The 20,293-nt window shown below is 73.0% G+C and carries 16 protein-coding genes; 14 read left to right on the forward strand and 2 right to left on the reverse strand.

The genetic code is table 11. The annotated features are described in order from the left end of the window. Window positions 1–130: 130 nt before the first annotated feature. From ABZ818_RS00655 to hemW, 3 genes are all read left to right on the forward strand, one after another. Window positions 131–2,005 (forward strand): AMP-binding protein, encoded by a 1,875-nt coding sequence (locus ABZ818_RS00655; RefSeq protein ID WP_361408601.1) that lies wholly within the window; start codon window positions 131–133, stop codon window positions 2,003–2,005. A 229-nt stretch (window positions 2,006–2,234) separates the two neighbouring features. Further along, a complete protein-coding gene (locus ABZ818_RS00660) occupies window positions 2,235–4,166 on the forward strand; it encodes a SpoIIE family protein phosphatase (RefSeq protein ID WP_361408604.1) in 1,932 nt (643 codons plus the stop codon). 85 nt (window positions 4,167–4,251) lie between these two features. Beyond that, window positions 4,252–5,484 carry a radical SAM family heme chaperone HemW gene (gene hemW / locus ABZ818_RS00665; protein WP_361408606.1) on the forward strand — a complete coding sequence of 411 codons (1,233 nt, stop codon included), beginning with the start codon at window positions 4,252–4,254 and terminating at the stop codon, window positions 5,482–5,484. A 34-nt stretch (window positions 5,485–5,518) separates the two neighbouring features. Here hemW and ABZ818_RS00670 read toward each other — a convergent pair whose 3' ends face one another. Continuing rightward, window positions 5,519–6,325, reverse strand: coding sequence for a DUF3097 domain-containing protein (locus ABZ818_RS00670; RefSeq protein WP_361408609.1), 807 nt, complete (start codon window positions 6,323–6,325; stop codon window positions 5,519–5,521). A 32-nt stretch (window positions 6,326–6,357) separates the two neighbouring features. After that, entirely contained in the window at window positions 6,358–7,107 is a 750-nt protein-coding gene (locus ABZ818_RS00675) for an MBL fold metallo-hydrolase (RefSeq protein WP_361408612.1), read from the reverse strand. A 205-nt stretch (window positions 7,108–7,312) separates the two neighbouring features. Between ABZ818_RS00675 and hrcA the strand changes: the two genes are divergently transcribed. From hrcA to ABZ818_RS00730, 11 genes are all read left to right on the forward strand, one after another. Further along, on the forward strand, window positions 7,313–8,329 hold the full coding sequence (gene hrcA / locus ABZ818_RS00680) for a heat-inducible transcriptional repressor HrcA (RefSeq protein ID WP_361408615.1): 1,017 nt from the start codon (window positions 7,313–7,315) through the stop codon (window positions 8,327–8,329). After that, entirely contained in the window at window positions 8,330–9,466 is a 1,137-nt protein-coding gene (dnaJ, locus tag ABZ818_RS00685; protein WP_361408618.1) for a molecular chaperone DnaJ, read from the forward strand. It abuts the gene before it with no gap. Window positions 9,467–9,623: 157 nt separating this feature from the next. Next, window positions 9,624–10,712 (forward strand): nitronate monooxygenase, encoded by a 1,089-nt coding sequence (locus tag ABZ818_RS00690; protein ID WP_361408621.1) that lies wholly within the window; start codon window positions 9,624–9,626, stop codon window positions 10,710–10,712. Beyond that, window positions 10,709–11,449: a 16S rRNA (uracil(1498)-N(3))-methyltransferase gene (locus tag ABZ818_RS00695; RefSeq protein WP_361408624.1), complete on the forward strand. Its 741-nt coding sequence runs from the start codon at window positions 10,709–10,711 to the stop codon at window positions 11,447–11,449. The genes ABZ818_RS00690 and ABZ818_RS00695 overlap by 4 nt, the downstream gene beginning before the upstream one ends. Before the next feature lie 92 nt (window positions 11,450–11,541). After that, on the forward strand, window positions 11,542–12,126 hold the full coding sequence (locus ABZ818_RS00700) for a hypothetical protein (protein ID WP_361408627.1): 585 nt from the start codon (window positions 11,542–11,544) through the stop codon (window positions 12,124–12,126). 171 nt (window positions 12,127–12,297) lie between these two features. Next, window positions 12,298–15,441, forward strand: coding sequence for a S41 family peptidase (locus ABZ818_RS00705; RefSeq protein WP_361409569.1), 3,144 nt, complete (start codon window positions 12,298–12,300; stop codon window positions 15,439–15,441). 94 nt (window positions 15,442–15,535) lie between these two features. Beyond that, window positions 15,536–15,889 (forward strand): histidine triad nucleotide-binding protein, encoded by a 354-nt coding sequence (locus tag ABZ818_RS00710; RefSeq protein ID WP_361408630.1) that lies wholly within the window; start codon window positions 15,536–15,538, stop codon window positions 15,887–15,889. A gap of 6 nt (window positions 15,890–15,895) precedes the next feature. Then, window positions 15,896–16,804 carry a ribonuclease Z gene (locus ABZ818_RS00715; protein ID WP_361408633.1) on the forward strand — a complete coding sequence of 303 codons (909 nt, stop codon included), beginning with the start codon at window positions 15,896–15,898 and terminating at the stop codon, window positions 16,802–16,804. 20 nt (window positions 16,805–16,824) lie between these two features. Continuing rightward, window positions 16,825–17,817 carry an adenosine deaminase gene (locus ABZ818_RS00720; RefSeq protein WP_361408636.1) on the forward strand — a complete coding sequence of 331 codons (993 nt, stop codon included), beginning with the start codon at window positions 16,825–16,827 and terminating at the stop codon, window positions 17,815–17,817. Between the two features lie 178 nt (window positions 17,818–17,995). Then, window positions 17,996–18,961, forward strand: coding sequence for a 5-dehydro-4-deoxyglucarate dehydratase (locus tag ABZ818_RS00725; RefSeq protein ID WP_361408639.1), 966 nt, complete (start codon window positions 17,996–17,998; stop codon window positions 18,959–18,961). Continuing rightward, window positions 18,958–20,247 (forward strand): glucarate dehydratase family protein, encoded by a 1,290-nt coding sequence (locus ABZ818_RS00730; RefSeq protein WP_361408642.1) that lies wholly within the window; start codon window positions 18,958–18,960, stop codon window positions 20,245–20,247. The genes ABZ818_RS00725 and ABZ818_RS00730 overlap by 4 nt, the downstream gene beginning before the upstream one ends. Window positions 20,248–20,293 lie beyond the last annotated feature (46 nt).

Raw genomic sequence — 20,293 nt, forward strand, 5'->3', positions numbered from 1 at the left:
TGGCCGGTCGCACCTTAGTCTGATCCTGCTCGTTAGTTACTCGCGAGTTAAGCAACAGTTCGAACCACCACACGTGAGTCACCCCAGCCGCAAAGAGCCAGCCGCATTGTCGCGGGCCCCGGAGGATGTCGTGAGCGACGCACAGACCCTGATCGAGAACCGTCCGCCGTCCGTGGCGGCCCTCTTCCTGGAGCGTGTGGCGGCCACACCGGACGCCGAGGCCTACCGCTACCCCGTACCCGCGGCATCCGGCGCGGGCCCGGACGACTGGAAGTCGCTGAGCTGGGCGCAGTCCGCCGAGCGGGTCTACGCGATCGCGGCCGGACTCATCGAACTGGGCGTGCGGCCGGAGGAGCGGGTCGCGCTCGCCTCCTCCACCCGTGTGGAGTGGCTGCTGGCCGACCTCGGCATCATGTGCGCGGGCGCGGCCACGACCACGGTCTACCCGCAGACCAACGCAGGCGAGTCGGCCTTCATCCTCTCCGACTCCCAGAGCAGGGTGCTCATCGCGGAGAACGCCGAGCAGCTGGCCAAGGCCGAGGGGAAGCGCGCCGAGCTGCCCGAGCTGCACCACGTCGTCGTCATCGACGCGGACGGCGTCGAGACCGGCGACCGGGTGCTCAGCCTGGCCGAGCTGGAGCGGCGCGGCGCCGCGTACCTGGGCGAGCACCCCGAGCTGATCAAGGAGCGGGTCGGCGCGATCACCAAGGACCAGCTCGCCACCCTCATCTACACCTCCGGCACCACCGGCCGCCCCAAGGGCGTTCGGCTGCCGCACGACAACTGGTCGTACATGGCCAAGGCCATCGCCGCCACGGGGCTGGTCGGCGCCGACGACGTGCAGTACCTGTGGCTGCCGCTCGCGCACGTCTTCGGCAAAGTCCTCACCTCCGGCCAGATCGAGGTCGGGCACGTCGCCGCCGTGGACGGCCGCGTGGACAAGATCATCGAGAATCTGCCGGTCGTCCAGCCGACCTACATGGCGGCCGTGCCGCGCATCTTCGAGAAGGTCTACAACGGCGTCGCCGCCAAGGCGCGCGCCGGCGGCCCGGCCAAGTACAAGATCTTCCAGTGGGCCGCCGAGGTCGCCCGCGAGTACGCCAAGGTCACCCAGGACAACTTCAAGCGCACCGGCACCCGCTCCGCGCCCTTCGCCCTGGCCGCCAAGCACAAGGTCGCCGACGCGCTCGTCTACGCCAAGATCCGCGAGGCCTTCGGCGGCCGGCTGCGCGCCTGCGTCTCGGGCAGCGCCGCCCTCGCCCCGGAGATCGGCTACTTCTTCGCCGGCGCCGGCATCCACATCCTGGAGGGCTACGGCCTCACCGAGTCCTCCGCCGCCTCCTTCGTCAACCCCGGCGAGGCCTACCGCACCGGCACGGTCGGCAAGCCGCTGCCCGGCACCGAGGTGCGCATCGCGGACGACGGCGAGATCCTGCTGCGCGGCCCCGGCATCATGGAGGGCTACCACAAGCTGCCCGAGCAGACCGCCGAGGTGCTGGAGGCCGACGGCTGGTTCCACACCGGCGACATCGGCGAGCTCTCCCCGGACGGCTATCTGCGCATCACCGACCGCAAGAAGGACCTCATCAAGACCTCCGGCGGCAAGTACATCGCGCCCGCCGAGGTCGAGGGCCAGTTCAAGGCGGTGTGCCCGTACGTCTCCAACATCCTCGTGCACGGCGCCGCCCGGAACTTCTGCACCGCGCTGATCGCCCTCGACGAGCTCGCGATCATGGAGTGGGCCAAGGAGAACGGCCTGGAGGGCAGGCCGTACGCCGAGGTCGTCGCCGCGCCGCGGACGGTCGAGATGGTCGACGGCTACGTCAGGCAGCTCAACGAGGGCCTGCAGCGCTGGCAGACCATCAAGAAGTTCCGCCTGCTGCCACGCGACCTCGACGTCGAGCACGGCGAGATCACCCCGAGCCTCAAGCTGAAGCGGCCCGTGGTGGAGCGGGAGTACAAGCACTTGATCGACGAGATGTACGCGGGCGCGCGGGAGGCGTGATCGCTGAGCCGGCCCGGCCGGCGAACTCCCCGCGCGCCTCGGGTGCGCGGGGAACGATCACGAATACGTTCACGGGCATTCGGATCTGTCTGTCTTTGATCACTCCGGTAGTGCAGTTCTCATACAAGGCGACACACTTCGGTAACTCCTTGCTTATGGACGCGGTCGGTCTGTCACCCTGTCGGCGTTGACTGAAACCGATTCGTCCGGACCGCCCGGGGAGCCGCAGATGGGGGCCATTCCCACGCAGCGGGAGACCGCTTCCCGTGCCTCCGGGGTACCCGCGCACGCCGCGGGGGCGTGCCCGCGGACCCACGCGGTGCTGCCCGGGGGCTCCCTCGCGCCCCGCTCCGCCCGCGCGGTGCTGCGCTCCGCGCTGGCCGAGTGGACGGACCTCGGGTTCGAGATCGGGGAGCGACTGGCCGAGGACGCCCTGATCGTGGTCAGCGAACTGGTCACCAACGCCGTCGTGCACGCGGGCACCGACATGGAGCTGACCTGTTGGCTGGAGCCGGAGACCGGCGCCTGCGTGGTCGAGGTGTGCGACCACCACCCCTCGCGCGCTCCCCGCGAGCACAGCCCAGGGACACCGCACGAAACCCCGGAGTACGGCCGCGGCCTGCGGCTGGTCGCGACGCTCTGCGAGGCGTGGGGTGTCACCTACCGGACCGGCACCAAGACGGTGTGGGCGCGGCTGCCCGCCGAGGCCGGCCCGGCGAAGGAGGACGAGGAGGCGGCGTACGGCGCGGAACGCGGGCTCGGCATCGCCGAGGTCCTCACGCCCGAGCCGCAGCACGCCGGGCGGGACCGGGACTGGCTGGGGCGCGGCGCGCTGTCCTTCCTCGCGGAGGCCTCCGACCTGCTCGCCGGACAGCTCGACGAGGACCTGGTCGCCTCGCTCACCGGACAGCTGCTCGTGCCCCGGCTCGCCGACTGGTGCGCGGTGTGGCTGGAGGACGAGTCCACCGGCCGGTGGGGTGCCTCGCGCTGGAGCGGAGGTGAGGGTGGCGGAGGCTGGAACGACGGGATCGGCGCGGCCGGGCCGCGGCTCGCCCGTGTCTGGCACGGCAGCGAGAGCCGGATCGAGGAACTGCGCCGTGTCCTGGAGAAGGACCCGCCGCGCCCCACCGACGGCCTGCGGTCAGGGCCCGCCGCCTATCCCTGGCCCGGGGAGGCCCTCGGCCCGCACGCGGCCCACGGCGCGGCGCTGGCGTACCGCCTGATCGCGGGCGGCCGTCCGCTGGGCACGCTGGTCATCGGGCGGACCGGGCTGCTCCGCTTCCCCGACGAGGTCACCGGGCTGGTCGAGGACCTCAGCCGGCGGGTCGCCCTCGCCATCGGCGCGGCCCGGCAGTACGCCCGCCAGGCCACCATCAGCGCCGTGCTCCAGCGTGGCCTGCTGCCCGGCGCGGTCGCCGAGATCCCCGGTCTGCGCAGCGCGCTGGTGTACGAGCCGTGCGACAAGGGCGGCCCGAGCGGCGACTTCTACGACCTCTTCCCGGCCGGCGACGGCCGTTGGTGCTTCGCCGTCGGCGACGTGCAGGGCAAGGGCCCCGAGGCCGCCGTGGTCATCGGGCTCGCCCGCCCCTGGCTGCGGCTGCTGGCCCGCGAGGGCTACGGCGTCGCCGACGTCCTGGACCGCCTCAACCAGCTCCTCCTCGACGACGCCACCGAGGCCGCCGACGCCGCCGCGCGCGTCCTGGTGGCGGCCGGCGGACGGACCCCGGTGCCCGGCGACACCCAGACCCGGTTCCTGTCCCTGCTGTACGGCGAGCTGGTCCCCTTCGACGGAGGCGTGCGCTGCACCCTCGCCTCCGCCGGGCATCCGCTGCCGCTGGTCCTCGGGCGCGAGGGCGGCGTCCGTACGGCGGCCCGGCCGCAGGCGCTGCTCGGGGTGATCGAGGACGAGACGTACGCCTGCGAGACCTTCGAGCTGCGGCCCGGCGACACGCTGCTGTGCGTCACCGACGGCGTCACCGAGCGGCGCTCCGGCTCCCGCCAGTTCGACGACGGGGACGGCCTCGCCACGGCCCTCGCCGGCTGCGCCGGCCTCGACGCGGAACCGATCGCCGAGCGCATCCGCCGCCTCGTACACGACTTCGGCACGGGCCCACCGGAGGACGACCTGGCCCTGCTGGTACTTCAGGCCGAACGCGACTGACAGAACTCCGGCGCTCAAGAAACCGCCCCGCCCCGCGCCAGCCATGGGCCCCGGGCTTCGCCCGGGGTGCTGGACAATGGGAGGTATGCCTTCCGCACTTCCCGATGGTGAGTCCGTTCCCGATGACGGTGCGCTGCCCGTGGGCGCGCTCGCCGGGGCGGCCGACCGGCCTCTCGGGTTCTATCTGCACGTCCCCTACTGCGCGACCCGCTGCGGCTACTGCGACTTCAACACGTACACCGCCACCGAGCTGCGCGGCACCGGCGGGGTGCTCGCGTCCCGTGACAACTACGCCGGGACGCTGACCGACGAGGTCCGCCTCGCCCGCAAGGTGCTCGGCGACGACCCGCGCGAGGTCCGCACGGTCTTCGTCGGTGGCGGCACGCCCACGCTGCTGGCCGCGGACGACCTGGTGCGGATGCTGGGGGCGATCCGCGACGAGTTCGGCCTCGCGGCCGACGCCGAGATCACGACGGAGGCCAACCCCGAGTCGGTCGACCCCGCCTACCTGGCCACGCTCCGCGAGGGCGGCTTCAACCGGATCTCCTTCGGCATGCAGAGCGCCCGGCAGCACGTGCTGAAGATCCTCGACCGCACGCACACCCCCGGCCGCCCCGAGGCCTGTGTGGCCGAGGCCCGCGCCGCCGGCTTCGAGCACGTCAACCTCGACCTGATCTACGGCACCCCCGGCGAGTCCGACGACGACTGGCGGGCCTCGCTGGACGCGGCCCTAGGCGCCGGCCCCGACCACGTCTCGGCGTACGCCCTGATCGTGGAGGAGGGCACCCAGCTCGCCCGCCGGATCCGGCGCGGGGAGATCCCGATGACGGACGACGACGTGCACGCCGACCGCTACCTGATCGCCGAGGAGACGCTGACCGCGGCGGGCTTCGAGTGGTACGAGGTGTCCAACTGGGCCACCTCGGAAGCCGGCCGCTGCCTGCACAACGAGCTGTACTGGCGCGGCGCCGACTGGTGGGGCGCCGGACCCGGCGCGCACAGCCACGTGGGGGGCGTGCGCTGGTGGAACGTGAAGCATCCGGGGGCGTACGCGGCAGCCCTGGCGGTCGGCCGTTCCCCGGGCGCTGGAAGGGAACTCCTCACGGAGGAGGACCGCCGGGTGGAGCGCATCCTGCTGGAACTGCGGCTGCGGGAGGGCGTCCCGCTGGACCTGCTGCGCCCGGACGGACTGGCCGCGTCCCGGCGCGCGCTGTCCGACGGGCTGCTCCAGGAGGGGCCGTACGAGGCGGGGCGCGCCGTGCTCACCCTGCGGGGCCGGCTGCTGGCGGACGCGGTGGTGCGGGACCTGGTGGACTGAGGCGCCCGGAGCACCCGGAGCCGGACCCGCGCGGCTACTCGGGCTGGACGGTGACGAAGTCGATCAGCTGCTCGACCCGGCCCAGCAGCTCCGGTTGAAGGTCCTTGTAGGACCGCACGTGGGACAGGATCCCCTTCCAGGCCGCGCCCGTGTTCTCCGACCAGCCCAGGGCGCGGCACACGCCCGTCTTCCAGTCCTGGCCGCGCGGGACGCGGGGCCAGGACCCGATCCCGAGCGAGGACGGCTTCACGGCCTCCCAGACGTCGATGTACGGGTGGCCGACCACCAGCGCGTGCTCGCTGGTCACCGATTCGGCGATGCGCCACTCCTTGCTGCCGGGGACCAGGTGGTCCACGAGGACGCCGAGGCGGGCGTCCGGACCGGGCGCGAACGCCTCGACGATCGCCGGCAGGTCGTCGACGCCCTCCAGGTACTCCACGACCACGCCCTCGACGCGCAGGTCGTCGCCCCACACCTTCTCGACCAGTTCGGCGTCGTGCCGGCCCTCGACGTAGATGCGCCCGGCGCGGGCCACGCGCGCGCGTGCCTCGGGCACGGCGACCGAACCGGATGCCGTACGGGTGGGCCGTACCGGGCCGGACGACGGCTTCACCAGGGTGACCACCCGGCCCTCCAGCAGGAAGCCGCCGGGCGCGAGCGGGAACACCCGGTGCTTGCCGAAACGGTCCTCCAGCGTCACCGTGCCCGCCTCGCAGCGGATCACCGCCCCGCAGAAGCCCGTCCCGGGCTCCTCCACGACCAGACCCGGCTCGGCGGAAACCTCCGGCACGGTCCGCGGCTTCTTCCAGGGAGGGGTGAGGTCGGGCGAATACTGGCGCATTCGAGTGACGATATGGACAGGCCCGTGTCCGATCAGGGCGACACGCCGAAGCGCGCGGCCAGGGCGTCCCGCTGGGCGCGGACGAAGGCGGCGTCCACCACCGCTCCGTGACCGGGGACGTACAGTGCGTCCTCGCCGCCGAGCGCCAGCAGTCGGTCGAGGGCGGCGGGCCACCGGGACGGCACGGCGTCCGGGCCGGCCTGGGGCTCGCCGGACTCCTCGACCAGATCCCCGCAGAACACCACCGGCGGCTCGCCCGGCACCACCACGGCGAGGTCGTGCGCCGTGTGGCCCGGCCCCACGTTCACCAGCAGCGCCTCCCGCCCGCCGCCGAGCCGCAGGGTCAGCCGGTCGCCGACCTCGCGGCCCGGGCGCACCAGCGCGTCCGCCGCCTCGCGTGCCGCCCCCGCGTCCAGCCCGTGCCGCACCGCGTCCGCGCGCAGCTCCTCGCGCCCGCCGGTGAACACCGCGGCCGCGCCCGCGGCGGCGAACACCTCCGCGCCGGTGAACTCGGCCGCCCCGAAGACGTGGTCGAAGTGCGGGTGGGTGAGCGCGAGAAGTGTCACACGGCCACCGGAGAGCTCTCGCGCCCGCGCGCACAACCGTGCGCCCTCCGCGCGGCTCGACCCCGCGTCGACCATCAGCGCGGCGTCCGCCCCGACGACCAGCCCGGCCGTGCAGTCCCACACCGGAAGACGGCACCGCCCGACGCCGTCCGCCAGCCGTTCCCATTCCAGTTCGTCCCGAGGTTCTTTACGAGGTTCTTCCCGACCAGCCGTCATACGGCGACGCTAGTGCGCTGCGACCGCGGCCGGGTACGACATCCCGGCCGATCCCGGGTGATCCCGGTCCCGACCTCGTAGTCCGTCGCGGCCCGGCCTTGCCGGGGGCGTACCCGGCGGCCGTACACTGGGCCGGGTAGAGCTGGCACTCGTATGCGCAGAGTGCCAGGCGGGTGGCCGAGGAACGACCCTGGAGGTGTGCGCGATGCTCAGCGAGCGGCGGCTTCAGGTGCTGCGCGCCATCGTCCAGGACTACGTCGGCACCGAGGAGCCGGTGGGCTCCAAGGCCCTCACCGAGCGGCACGGCCTGGGCGTCTCACCGGCCACGGTCCGCAACGACATGGCGGCCCTGGAGGACGAGGGCTACATCGCCCAGCCGCACACCAGTGCCGGCCGTATCCCCACCGACAAGGGGTACCGCCTGTTCGTCGACAAGCTGGCCGAGGTCAAGCCGATGACCGCGCCCGAGCGGCGCGCCATCCAGAACTTCCTCGACGGCGCCGTCGACCTCGACGACGTGGTGGCCCGCACGGTACGGCTGCTCGCCCAGCTGACCCGGCAGGTCGCCGTGGTGCAGTACCCGTCGCTGACCCGTTCGACCGTGCGGCACGTGGAGCTGCTGGCCCTCGCGCCCGCGCGGGTGATGCTCGTGCTGATCACGGACACCGGCCGGGTCGAGCAGCGGATGGTCGACTGCCCGGTGCCCTTCGGGGAGGCCTCCCTGGCCGACCTGAGGGCGCGGCTGAACAGCCGGGTCGCGGGGCGCCGTTTCACGGACGTCCCACACCTCGTGGAGGACCTGCCCGACGGCTTCGACATCGAGGACCGGGGTACCGTCTCGACCGTGCTGTCCACTCTCCTGGAGACGCTCGTCGAGGAGAACGAGGAGCGGCTGGTCATCGGCGGCACCGCCAACCTCACCCGCTTCGCGCACGACTTCCCGCTCACGATCCGGCCCGTTCTGGAGGCGCTGGAGGAGCAGGTCGTGATGCTGAGGCTGCTCGGTGAGACGCAGAATCCGGGCATGACCGTGCGCATCGGTCACGAGAACGCCCATGAAGGACTCAACTCCACGTCCATCGTGTCGGTCGGCTACGGTTCGGGCGGCGAGGCAGTGGCCAAGCTCGGCGTGGTCGGACCGACCCGCATGGATTACCCGGGAACGATGGGAGCGGTACGCGCAGTGGCACGGTACGTCGGACAGATCCTGGCGGAGTCGTAGGTGGCCACGGACTACTACGCCGTTCTCGGCGTGCGCCGTGACGCGTCGCAGGAAGAGATCAAGAAGGCCTTCCGGCGGCTCGCGCGCGAGCTGCACCCGGACGTCAACCCGGATCCCAAGACCCAGGAGCGGTTCAAGGAGATCAACGCCGCTTACGAGGTGCTCTCCGACCCGCAGAAGAAGCAGGTCTACGATCTCGGCGGCGACCCCCTCTCGCAGGCCGGCGCGGCCGGCGCGAGCGGCTTCGGGGCCGGTTCCTTCGGGAACTTCTCCGACATCATGGACGCCTTCTTCGGCACGGCGTCGCAGCGCGGACCGCGTTCGCGCACGCGCCGGGGTCAGGACGCGATGATCCGGCTCGAGGTCGAGCTGGACGAGGCGGCCTTCGGCACCACGAAGGACATCCATGTCGACACGGCCGTCGTCTGCAACACGTGCAGCGGCGAGGGCGCGGCTCCGGGCACGACCGCACAGACGTGCGACATGTGCCGCGGCCGGGGTGAGGTCTCGCAGGTCACCCGGTCCTTCCTGGGCCAGGTCATGACGTCGCGTCCGTGCCCCCAGTGCCAGGGCTTCGGCACGGTGGTGCCCACCCCGTGCCCGGAGTGCGCCGGCGACGGCCGCATCCGCGCCCGCCGCACCCTGACCGTGAAGATCCCGGCCGGTGTCGACAACGGCACGCGCATCCAGCTCGCGGGCGAGGGCGAGGTCGGCCCCGGCGGCGGTCCGGCCGGCGACCTGTACGTCGAGATCCACGAGCTGCCGCACTCGACCTTCCAGCGGCGCGGCGACGACCTGCACTGCACGGTCACCATCCCGATGACCGCGGCGGCCCTCGGCACCAAGGTGCCGCTGGAGACCCTGGACGGCCTGGAGGAGGTCGACATCCGCCCGGGCACCCAGTCCGGCCAGTCGATCCCGCTGCACGGCCGCGGCGTCACGCACCTGCGCGGCGGCGGCCGGGGCGACCTCATCGTCCACGTCGAGGTCCAGACCCCGACCAAGCTCGACCCCGAGCAGGAACGCCTGCTGCGCGAGCTCTCCAAGCTGCGCGGCGAGGAACGCCCACAGGGGCAGTTCCAGCCGGGGCAGCAGGGCTTGTTCTCGCGGTTGAAGGACGCCTTCAACGGTCGCTGAGGCGGGGGCTGGGGTCGGCCGGGGGTTGCGGGGGTTGCCCCCGGGCGGGCACAGTCAGCCGGGGCGGCAAGGTGATTGGCCCGGAAGGGATTCCTCCGGCATATGCCAGAGGTCGCCCGGATTCGGACCCGTCAGGAGGACGTGACAACATGCCGTCATGTCCTCCGCACTGACCGATCTCTTCCCGCACCCGATCGTGCAGGCGCCGATGGCGGGCGGTCCCGCGGTGCCGCCGCTCGCCGCGGCGGTTTCCGATGCCGGTGGACTGGGATTCCTCGCCGCCGGTTACAAGACCGCCGACGGCATGTACCAGGAGATCAAGCAGCTGCGCGGACTGACCGGCCGCCCCTTCGGCGTCAACGTGTTCATGCCGCAGCCGGAGAGCGCCGAGACCGGCGCCGTCGACCTCTACGCCCACCAGCTCGCCGGCGAGCCCGGCTGGTACGAGACCGAACTCGGCGACCCGGAGTCCGGACGCGACGACGGCTACGACGCCAAGCTCGCCGTGCTCCTGGAAGACCCGGTGCCCGTCGTCTCCTTCCACTTCGGCGTGCCCGCCCGCGAGGTCGTGGACTCCCTGCACCGGGTCGGCACCTTCGTCCTCGCCACCGCCACCACCACCGAGGAGGCGCTCGCCGTGGACCGCTCGGGCGCGGACGCGGTGATCGCCCAGGGCGTGGAGGCCGGCGGCCACCAGGGCACCCACCGCGACCTGCCGGAACAGAACGGCGCCGGGATCGGCGTGCTCTCGCTCGTCGCGCAGATCCGCGAGGCGGTCGCCCTGCCGATCATCGCCACGGGCGGCATCATGCGCGGCAGCCAGATCGCCGCCGTGCTCGCGGCGGGCGCCCGCGCAGCCCAGCTCGGCACGGCCTTCCTCGTCACTCCCGAGTCCGGCGCGCACGACCTGCACAAGCAGGCGCTCACCGACCCGGTGTTCCCGCATACGGAGCTGACCCGGGCGTTCTCCGGGCGGCCGGCCCGCGGACTGGTCAACCGCTTCATGCGGGAGCACGGCCCGTACGCGCCCGCTGCCTACCCGGAGGTCCACCACCTCACCGCGCCGCTGCGCAAGGCGGCCGCCAAGGCGAAGGACGCGCAGGGCATGGCGCTGTGGGCGGGCCAGGGCCACCGGATGGCACGCGAGCTGCCCGCCGGGCAGCTGGTGGAGGTGCTGCTCGCCGAACTCGACGCCGCACGGGCGGCGTTGGCGGCCGGTTTTGCGGCAGGAGGTGACGCGCGATGACCGCGCCGGTGTTCGTCGTGGACGAACTGAAGGCAGTCGGACCGGAGTTCGTGCTGGAGGGCCCCGAGGGGCGGCACGCGGTCTCGGTCAAGCGGCTGCGGCCGGGCGAGGACGTGGTGCTCACCGACGGCCGCGGGCGCTGGATCGAGGGCGTGGTCAAGGCCGCCGAGGGCAAGGACCGGCTGGTGGTCTCGGACTTGGCGTCCCTCGTCGAGGAACCGCCGGAGTCCCCCCGTATCACCGTCGTCCAGGCCCTGCCCAAGGGCGACCGCGGCGAACTCGCCGTGGAGACCATGACCGAGGTCGGCGTGGACGCGATCGTGCCGTGGGCCGCCTCCCGCTGCATCACGCAGTGGAAGGGCGACCGGGGTCTGAAGGCGCTCGGCAAGTGGCGCGCGACCGCCCGCGAGGCCGGCAAGCAGTCCCGCCGGGTGCGCTTCCCGGAGGTCGCGGACGCGGCGACGACCAAACAGGTTGCCGCACTTCTGGCCGAAGCGGACCTCGCCGCCGTGCTCCACGAGAGCGGCGAGGAACGTCTGGCCACCGTCGAACTCCCCGCCCAGGGCGACATCGTGCTGGTCGTCGGCCCCGAAGGCGGGGTGTCGCCCGAGGAGTTGGCGCAGTTCCAGGACGCGGGGGCGAAGGCGTACGTGCTCGGCCCCACCGTGCTGCGCACCTCCACCGCCGGCACGGCGGCCGCCGCCCTGCTGCTGGGCCGTACCGGCCGCTGGTCCTGACCGGCAGGGCCGCATGAGCGCGGGCGCGCGCGGCGCGCGTGTGGCCGTATGCGCTCTACCGCGCCGGGCGTGGCGGTGGCAGGCTGCCGTACATGGGGGCATTGAGACGGATTCGGCACCTGCCGCGCGGGCGGCGGGTGAGGGCCGTGGCGGTGCTCGCGGTGGTCGCCGCGGGCGGGGCCGTCGCATGTGAACCCGGCGGGCTCAACGCCGCGTCGGCGGCGTCCACGACCGACGTGACGGCGACGGCTGAGCTGAACCGGCGTCACACATCGGTGAGTTGGCTCAGCTGCATAGGCAGGGACGACGACGGTGGACGGACACGCACGGCGGGAAACCAGGGGAACCAGTCACCGTCGGCGTCCGAGACCACCGTGGTCACCGTGGACTGCCAGGGGGAGACGAAGGACGGCCGGAAGATCTCCGTCACCGGGAAGGTCACCCGGGCCGTCGACGGAGCCTGTGTGCGCGGGGACCTGACCGCCAAGGTGGGCGGCAGGGTCTTGTTCCACGTGGGCGGCCTCGGCAACTGCGACGCCACGACCGCGCCGACGTACCGGCCGCCCGTCACCTACCGGCCGACCCACGGTCAGCCGGAGCCGGGGGTCACGGTGACCGTCACACGGACGATCTGGTGCCAGGGTGATCCCACCTGCTGGCCCGTCCGGGGCAAGTGAGGCCGCACCGCCGCCGGTTCGCGTGCGGGGGGAGCCATCCGACCCCTGTCCGTCGCCGTCGCCCCTGCGTAGGGTGATCACGTGACTCAGCCCGCATCGTCTCCGTCGCCCGTGTCGTCCGTATCGTCTGCCTCTTCCGCGTATCTCCGGTTCCCGCATCTGCGCGGCGAGTTGGTCGCCTTCACCGCCGAGGACGACGTGTGGCTCGCGCCACTGGACGGCGGCAGGGCCTGGCGGGTCAGCGCCGACAACGTGCCGGCGAACCATCCCCGTATCTCGCCCGACGGCACCTTCGTCGCCTGGACCTCCACCCGCGACGGCGCTCCCGAGGCGCACATCGCCCCCGTCGCCGGCGGCCCCGCCAAGCGCCTGACCTACTGGGGGAGTTCGAAGACCCAGGTGCGCGGCTGGACCCCGGCGGGCGAGGTCCTCGCGATCAGCACCCAGGGCCAGGCCAGCCTGCGCCGCACCTGGGCGCGCGCCGTCCCGCTCGACGGCGGACCGGCCACCACCCTGCCGTACGGGCCCGTCGGCGACATCGCCCACGGCCCGCACACCGTCCTGCTGTCCGCGCCGATGGGCCGCGAGGCGGCCTGGTGGAAGCGGTACCGGGGCGGCACGGCGGGCAAGCTGTGGATCGACCGTGAGGACACCGGGGAGTTCGTCCGGCTGCACGAGGACCTGGACGGCAACCTCGAATACCCGCTGTGGGTGGGGGAGAGGATCGCGTTCCTCTCCGACCACGAGGGCACCGGCGCGCTGTACTCCTCCCTCGCCGACGGCTCCGACCTGCGCCGGCACACCCCGTTGGACGGCTTCTACGCCCGGCACGCCGCCACCGACGGCACTCGGGTCGTCTACTCCAGCGCCGGTGAACTGTGGCTCCTCGACGACCTGGACGGCGCCGAGCCGCGCCGGATCGACGTCCGGCTCGGCGGGCCGCGCGTCGACCTCCAGCCGTATCCGGTGAACGCCTCCCACTGGTTCGGCTCGGCGGCCCCCGACCACACCGCGCGCGGCAGCGCGGTCGCCGTGCGCGGCGCCGTCCACTGGGTCACCCACCGCTCCGGTCCCGCCCGCGCGCTCGCCGCCGAGCCCGGTGTACGCACCCGGCTGCCGCGCACCTTCCGCGCCGAGGGCGAGGAGTGGGTGGTGTGGGTGACGGACGCCGAGGGCGACGACGCCCTGGAGTTCGCGCCCGCCACCGGCCTGGCGCCCGGCGCGACCCCGCGCCGGCTGGGCGCCGGGCAACTCGGCCGCGTCCTGGAACTCGCCACCGCCCCCGACGGCAGCCGCGTCGCCGTCGCCTCGCACGACGGCCGGCTGCTGCTCGTCGAACGCGAGAGCGGCGAGGTGCGCGAGGTCGACCGCAGCGAGCACGGGGACGTCGGCGACCTCGCCTTCTCGCCCGACTCCGCCTGGCTGGCCTGGTCGCACCCCGGCCCACGCCCCCTCAGCCAGCTCCGCCTCGCCAACACCACCGACCTGTCGGTCACCGAGGCGACCCCGCTGCGCTTCCGGGACCACGCGCCCGCGTTCACCCTCGACGGCAAGCACCTCGCCTTCCTCTCCCACCGCTCCTTCGACCCGGTCTACGACGAGCACGTCTTCGACCTGGCGTTCGTCGAGAGCTCCCGCCCGCACCTGATCACGCTCGCCGCGGCGACCCCCTCGCCGTTCGGCCCGCAGCGGCACGGCCGGCCCTTCGAGGCGCCCGACAAGGAGGAGACCCCGGACAGCGAGGGCATCCCGGCGACCCGGATCGACCTGGAGGGCCTGGCCGACCGCATCGTGCCCTTCCCGGTCGAGGCCGCCCGCTACTCCAACCTGCGCGCCGCCAAGGACGGCGTGCTCTGGCTCAGGCACCCGGTGCGCGGTGTTCTCGGCGCCTCCCGCGCCACGCCCGGCGACCCCGACCCGAAGACCGAGCTGGAGCGCTACGACCTCCTCCAGCAGCGCATCGAGCACCTCGCCGCCGACGCCGACCACTTCGCGGTCAGCGGCGACGGCAAGCGGGTCCTGCTGTGGACGGACGGCAAGCTCAAGGTCGTGCCCAGCGACCGGCGCGCCTCCGGCGACGAGGACAGCGACTCCAACATCACCGTCGACCTCGGCCGGGTCCGGCAGACCGTCGAGCCGGCCGCCGAGTGGCGGCAGATGTACGAGGAGACCGGCCGCATCATGCGGGACCACTTCTGGCGGCCGGACATGGGCGGCGTCGACTGGGACGGCGTCCTCGACCGCTACCGGCCCGTCCTGGACCGGATCGCCACCCACGACGACCTGGTCGACCTGCTCTGGGAGGTGCACGGCGAGCTGGGCACCTCGCACGCCTACGTCATGCCGCCCGGCGGCTTCGGGCACGGCACCCGGCAGGGGCTGCTCGGCGCGGACATCTCCCGGCACGAGGACGGGAGTTGGCGGATCGACCGGATCCTGCCCTCGGAGACCTCCGACCCGGACGCGCGCAGTCCGCTCGCCGCTCCCGGCGTCGCGGTGCGCGCCGGGGACGCGATCGTCGCGGTCGGCGGCCGCCCGGTCGACCCGGTGGCCGGCCCCGGCCCGCTGCTGGTCGGCACGGCGGACAAGCCGGTCGAACTGACCGTCCTGCCGGCCGGCGGGGGCGACCCGCGGCACGCGGTCGTGGTCCCCGTCGCCGACGAGGAGCCCCTGCGCTACCACGCGTGGGTGGCCGACCGCCGGGCCTACGTCCACGAGCGGTCCGGCGGCCGCCTCGGCTACCTGCACGTACCGGACATGCAGGCCCCCGGCTGGGCGCAGATCCACCGCGACCTGCGCGTGGAGGTGGCCCGCGAAGGGCTCGTCGTCGACGTCCGCGAGAACCGCGGCGGCCACACCTCCCAACTCGTGGTGGAGAAGCTGGCCCGGCGGATCGTCGGCTGGGACCTGCCGCGCGGCATGCGACCGGAGAGCTACCCGCTGGACGCGCCCCGCGGCCCTGTCGTCGCCGTCGCCAACGAGTTCTCCGGCTCCGACGGCGACATCGTCAACGCGGCGATCAAGGCGCTGGGCATCGGGCCGGTCGTCGGCACCCGCACCTGGGGCGGCGTGATCGGCATCGACAGCCGCTACCGCCTGGTCGACGGCACGCTGATCACTCAGCCCAAGTACGCTTTCTGGCTGGAGGGTTACGAGTGGGGCGTGGAGAACCACGGGGTGGATCCGGACGTCGAGGTCGCGCAACGCCCGCAGGACCACGCGGCGGGCCAGGACGTCCAACTCGACGAGGCGATCCGCCTCGCGCTTCAGGCGCTCCAGGAGACGCCCGCGAAGACGCCGCCGTCCCTGCCGTGACGGTCCGGGGGTCGCGGCCCCCGGACCCGGCCGGATCCGCGCGCCCTGGATACCATGCCCCCGTACCCGATCAACCCGGCGTGAGGAGCACCGCATGGCAGGGGAACCCCAGGGCGACTGCCTGTTCTGCAAGATCGTCGCGGGACAGGTCCCGGCCACGATCGTCCGCGAGACGGAGACGACCGTCGCCTTCCGGGACATCAACCCCCAGGCGCCCACCCACGTCCTGGTGATCCCCAAGGCGCACTACAAGGACGCCGCGGTCCTCGCCACCGAGGCCCCGCAACTCGCCGCGGACATCCTGCGCGAGACGCAGGCGATCGCCGACGAGGACAAGCTGGACAGCTACCGCATCGTGTTCAACACCGGTTCCGGCGCCGGCCAGACCGTCTGGCACGCCCACGCGCACGTCCTCGGCGGCCGCGGCCTCGAGTGGCCCCCCGGGTAGGCCGTCGTGTCCGTACGCGAACTGGTCGTCCTCGGCACCGCCAGCCAGGTGCCCACCCGGCACCGCAACCACAACGGCTATCTGCTGCGCTGGGACGGCGAGGGCATCCTGTTCGACCCCGGCGAGGGCACCCAGCGCCAGATGCTGCGCGCCGGGGTCGCCGCGCACGACCTGAACCGGATCTGCGTCACCCACTTCCACGGTGACCACAGCCTCGGCCTGGCCGGGGTGATCCAGCGGATCAACCTCGACCGGGTGCCGCACGAGATCACCGCCCACTACCCGCGTTCGGGCCGGCGCTTCTTCGAGCGCCTGCGCTACGCCACCGCCTACCGCGAGACGGTCGAGCTGACCGAGGCCCCGGTCGACGCCGACGGCGTCCTCGCGACGACCCCGGCGTACACCCTCGAAGCCCGCAGGCTCTCCCACCCGGTGGAGTCCTTCGGCTACCGCCTCGTCGAGCCGGACGGGCGCCGCATGCTGCCCGAGCGGCTCGCCGCGCACGGGATCAAGGGCCCGGACGTGGGCCGCGTCCAGCGCGAGGGTTCCCTGGGCGGGGTGCCGCTGGAGGCCGTCAGCGAGGTGCGGCGCGGACAGCGGTTCGCGTTCGTCATGGACACCAGGCTGTGCGAGGGCGTGCACGCGCTCGCCGAGGGCTGCGACATGCTGGTCATCGAGTCGACCTTCCTCGACGAGGACGAGCAACTGGCCGTCGAGTACGGTCACCTGACGGCAGGTCAGGCCGCACAAGTGGCGCGGGACGCCGGCGTGCGGCATCTGGTCCTCACCCACTTCAGCCAGCGGTACACGGACCTCGAGGGAGAGTTCGAGCGGCAGGCGCGGGCGGCCGGGTTCGACGGCGAGCTGACCGTGGCGCGCGACCTGCTCAGGGTGGCGGTTCCGAAACGCCGCTGACCAGGCCGTACGATGTTCCGATGCCGCTGCCGAAAGCCGAACTGCACCTGCACATCGAAGGCACCCTGGAGCCCGAGTTCGTTTTCGAGCTGGCCGCGCGCAACGGCGTCGAGCTGCCGTACGCGGACACCGACGCGCTCCGCGAGGCCTACCGGTTCGAGGACCTCCAGGCCTTCCTGAACCTGTACTACGAGCTCATGGCCGTCCTGCGCACCGAGCGGGACTTCGAGGACCTGGCCGACGCCTATCTCGCGCGGGCCGCCGCGCAGGGCGTGCGGCACGCGGAGATCTTCTTCGACCCGCAGGCCCACCTCGCCCGGGGCGTCGGCATGGGCGCGGTCGTCGACGGGCTGTGGCGGGCGCTGGGCCGCAGCCAGGAGAAGCACGGCGTCTCGACCCGGCTGATCATGTGCTTCCTACGCGACGAGTCCGCCGAGTCGGCCATGGAGACGCTGGAGGCCGCCAAGCCGTACCTCGACCGGATCGCGGGGATCGGGCTGGACTCGGCCGAGGCGGGCCACCCGCCGGCGAAGTTCCGCGAGGTGTACGAGGCCGCCGCCGCCCTCGGGCTGCGGCGCGTGGCGCACGCCGGCGAGGAGGGCCCGCCGGAGTACATCACGCAGGCCCTCGACGTGCTCGGCGTCGAGCGCGTCGACCACGGGCTGCGCTGCATGGAGGATCCGGAGCTGGTCGCCCGCCTGGTGCGCGACCGGATCCCGCTGACCCTGTGCCCCCTGTCGAACGTCCGCCTCCGCGCGGTCGCCACGCTGGCCGACCACCCGCTGCCCGCCATGCTGGACGCCGGCCTCCTGTGCACGCTCAACTCCGACGACCCGGCCTACTTCGGCGGCTACGTGGGCGACAACTTCCACGCCGTGCGCGACACCCTGGGCCTGGGCAAGGACCGGCTGCGCGAACTGGCCCGCAACTCCTTCCTCGCCTCCTTCCTGGAGCACGACGAGGAGTTGCGCCGGCGGTACCTCGCCGAGGTCGAGGCGTACGAGTTCCCGTAAGCCCCCGCCGAACCCGCCTCCCGCATGCGCCGGGCGCCCTGTGCGCCCGGCGCATGCGGGTTTTCGGACGTCTACGGGTTTCGGGCGGCCGACGACGCAACCCCCGCAGGCCCGTTGACGGAGCATGTTCGCGTTTCTAAACTCCGTTCTCATACGTGGATGACGTCTGTATGGGGAGATGGCCAGGGTGAGTCCGGAGACGAACACCGCGAGTCCGTCCGGTGTGGTGCGCAGGCTGCGGGACGGGATGGCGGGCGGTGTGCTGTCCTTCCCGCTGACGGCGTTCCACGACGACGGCTCGCTCGACCCCGACGGCTGCCGCGCGTACCTGGCCGCCCAGCTCGCCACCGTGCCCGGCGCCGTCTTCCCGGCCTGCGGCACCGGCGAGTTCTTCTCCCTGGACGAGGACGAGTACCGCCAGGTCGTCTCGATCGCCGTCGAGGAGGCGGCGGGCCGGGTGCCCGTGGTGGCGGGCGCCGGGTACGGCTGGGCGCAAGCCGCACGGTTCGCGCGCATCGCCGAGGAGGCCGGCGCCGACGCGCTCCTCGTCCTGCCGCACTACCTCGTCGCCGCTCCGCAGGACGGACTGGCCGCCCAGCTCGAACAGCTCGCGGCCCGCACCCGGCTCCCGCTCATCGCCTACCAGCGCGGCCAGGCGGTGTACGGCCTGGAGGCGTTCCGGCGCATCGCGCGGATCCCCTCGGTCATCGGCCTCAAGGACGGCCGCAGCGACCTCGACGGCCTCCAGCGGCTCACCCTCGCCGCCCCCGAGGGGTTCCTGTTCTTCAACGGAGCCCCCACCGCCGAGATGCAGGCCCGCGCCTACGCCGCCGTCGGCGTCCCCGCCTACTCCTCCGCCGTGCACGCCTTCGCCCCGGAGATCGCGAACGCCTTCTTCGCCGCGCTGCGGTCCGGCGACGGCGGCTCCGCCGACAAGCTGCTGCGCGACTTCTACATCCCCTTCGTCGAACTGCGCGACCGGGTGCCCGGATACTCCGTGTCCCTGGTGAAGGCGGCCGCCCGGCTGCGCGGGCGCCAGGTCGGACCCGTACGGGCCCCGCTCACCGACCCCTCGTCCGCCGACCTGGCCGACCTGAGGGAACTGCTGGCCTCGGGACTCGACATGGTGGGAGCCGCCCTGTGACCCGCGACCTCACCGTCACCGAGGTACGGCTGACCCCGATCCTGATCGCCGACCCGCCGCTGCTGAACACCCAGGGCGTCCACCAGCCGTACACCCCCCGCCTGATCGTGGAGGTGGTGACGGCCGACGGGATCACCGGATACGGCGAGACCTACGGCGACACCAAGTACCTGGAGCTGGCCCGCCCCCTCGCCGACCGGCTGACGGGACGCCGGATCACCGACCTGAACGGCCTGTTCGGCCTCGAACTCGCGGTGGACGCCTCCCGGGTGGAGAACGCCGTCGACGTCGGCGGGCTGCGCGGCGTCCAGACCGCCGACAAACTGCGCCTGTCCGTCCTGTCCGGCTTCGAGGTCGCCTGCCTGGACGCCCTGGGCAAAGCGTTCGGCCTGCCCGTGCACGCGCTGCTCGGCGGCAAGGTGCGCGACTCCGTCGAGTACAGCGCCTACCTCTTCTACAAGTGGGCCGGGCATCCGGAGGGCGTCGACTGCGAGAAGGACGACTGGGGCGCCGCCCTCGACCCGGCGGGGGTGGTGGAGCAGGCGCGCGGGTTCACCGAGCGCCACGGCTTCACCTCCTTCAAGCTCAAGGGCGGCGTCTTCCCGCCCCAGGAGGAGATCGCCGCCGTACGGGCCCTGGCCGAGGCTTTTCCGGGACACCCGCTGCGGCTGGACCCCAACGGGGCCTGGTCGGTGGAGACCTCCGTGGAGGTGGCCCGGCAGCTCGGGGACGTCCTGGAGTACCTGGAGGACCCCGCCCTCGGCACGCCCGCCATGGCCGAGGTGGCCGCGCGGACCGGCGTGCCGCTGGCCACCAACATGTGCGTGACGACCTTCGCCGAGATCAAGGAGGCGTTCACCTCGAACGCGGTCCAGGTGCTGCTCTCCGACCACCACTACTGGGGCGGCCTGCGCAACACCCAGCACCTGGCGGCCCTGTGCGCCGCCTTCGGCGTGGGCGTGTCGATGCACTCCAACACCCATCTGGGGATCAGCCTGGCCGCGATGACCCATGTGGCGTCCACCGTGCCCGGCCTCCACCACGCCTGCGACACCCACTACCCCTGGCAGTCGGAGGACGTCCTGACCGAACGGCTCACCTTCGACAGCGGCCGGGTCGCCGTCCCCGACGGCCCCGGTCTCGGCGTCGAACTCGACCGGGACAGGCTGGCCTTCCTGCACCGCCGCTGGGCCGAGGACGACGGCCGCCTGCGGGACCGGGACGACGCGGCGGCGATGCGCGTCGCCGAACCGGGCTGGACCGCCCCGCCGACCCCCCGCTGGTAGACGCGGCCCGCGCTCCCCGGCGTGAGCGCCGACGCGCCGCCGGCGC

Origin of the sequence: Streptomyces sp. NPDC047453 (assembly GCF_040643155.1) — a bacterium.
Classification (GTDB): Bacteria; Actinomycetota; Actinomycetes; order Streptomycetales; family Streptomycetaceae; genus Streptomyces.

What these genes read in the sequence shown, in the direction of transcription:
- ABZ818_RS00660 (WP_361408604.1), top strand. Translation starts at nt 2,235, where the DNA reads ATGGGGGCCATTCCCACGCAGCGGGAGACCGCTTCCCGTGCCTCCGGG.
- hemW (WP_361408606.1), top strand. Translation starts at nt 4,252, where the DNA reads ATGCCTTCCGCACTTCCCGATGGTGAGTCCGTTCCCGATGACGGTGCG.
- ABZ818_RS00670 (WP_361408609.1), bottom strand. Translation starts at nt 6,325, where the DNA reads ATGCGCCAGTATTCGCCCGACCTCACCCCTCCCTGGAAGAAGCCGCGG.
- ABZ818_RS00675 (WP_361408612.1), bottom strand. Translation starts at nt 7,107, where the DNA reads ATGACGGCTGGTCGGGAAGAACCTCGTAAAGAACCTCGGGACGAACTG.
- hrcA (WP_361408615.1), top strand. Translation starts at nt 7,313, where the DNA reads ATGCTCAGCGAGCGGCGGCTTCAGGTGCTGCGCGCCATCGTCCAGGAC.
- ABZ818_RS00690 (WP_361408621.1), top strand. Translation starts at nt 9,624, where the DNA reads ATGTCCTCCGCACTGACCGATCTCTTCCCGCACCCGATCGTGCAGGCG.
- ABZ818_RS00695 (WP_361408624.1), top strand. Translation starts at nt 10,709, where the DNA reads ATGACCGCGCCGGTGTTCGTCGTGGACGAACTGAAGGCAGTCGGACCG.
- ABZ818_RS00700 (WP_361408627.1), top strand. Translation starts at nt 11,542, where the DNA reads ATGGGGGCATTGAGACGGATTCGGCACCTGCCGCGCGGGCGGCGGGTG.
- ABZ818_RS00710 (WP_361408630.1), top strand. Translation starts at nt 15,536, where the DNA reads ATGGCAGGGGAACCCCAGGGCGACTGCCTGTTCTGCAAGATCGTCGCG.
- ABZ818_RS00720 (WP_361408636.1), top strand. Translation starts at nt 16,825, where the DNA reads ATGCCGCTGCCGAAAGCCGAACTGCACCTGCACATCGAAGGCACCCTG.
- ABZ818_RS00725 (WP_361408639.1), top strand. Translation starts at nt 17,996, where the DNA reads ATGGCCAGGGTGAGTCCGGAGACGAACACCGCGAGTCCGTCCGGTGTG.